This is a genomic window from Pseudomonas sp. 30_B, assembly GCF_017491605.1.
Classification (GTDB): domain Bacteria; phylum Pseudomonadota; class Gammaproteobacteria; order Pseudomonadales; family Pseudomonadaceae; genus Pseudomonas.
In genome coordinates, this window is the sequence record NZ_JAFGYY010000376.1 from 1 (window position 1) to 439 (window position 439).

The 439-nt window shown below is 62.4% G+C and carries 1 protein-coding gene; it reads left to right on the forward strand.

Annotation, left to right across the window (positions count from 1 at the left end; translation table 11 throughout):
• Positions 1–97 precede the first annotated feature (97 nt).
• On the forward strand, positions 98–439 hold a 342-nt coding region (locus tag J5M67_RS28725), incomplete at its 3' end, for a beta-ketoacyl synthase N-terminal-like domain-containing protein (RefSeq protein ID WP_207888716.1).

A 439-nucleotide genomic window follows, 5' to 3' on the forward strand; every position in this document is an offset into this window, starting at 1 on the left:
GCGCGGTCGAGGAACTTGGCACCGCGTTGCTTCGCGCGATGAAGACGACGGGTAGGCAGGCGGTTTCGACTGGCGCGTCGGAGATAACAACGTAGCTATGGTTAACACTAAGATCGCAATTATCGGTGCGTCTTGCCGATTCCCCGGCGGCGTTGCCGGGCTGGAAGAATACTGGCAATTGCTCAAGAGCGAACGCGACGCAGTAACCGAAATCCCGCCGGAGCGCTTCGGCACGGACTTTTACCGGCACCCGTCCAAACGCGAACCGGGCAAGAGCTACACGTTCTCGGCCGGCGTTCTCGATAACGTTGCGGGTTTCGACGCCGCGTTCTTCGGCATTTCCCCGCGCGAAGCCACCCAGATGGACCCGCAGCAGCGCTTGCTGCTCGAACTCGCGTGGGAAGCGTTCGAGGATGCGGGGGTGCGCCCGGCCGACATG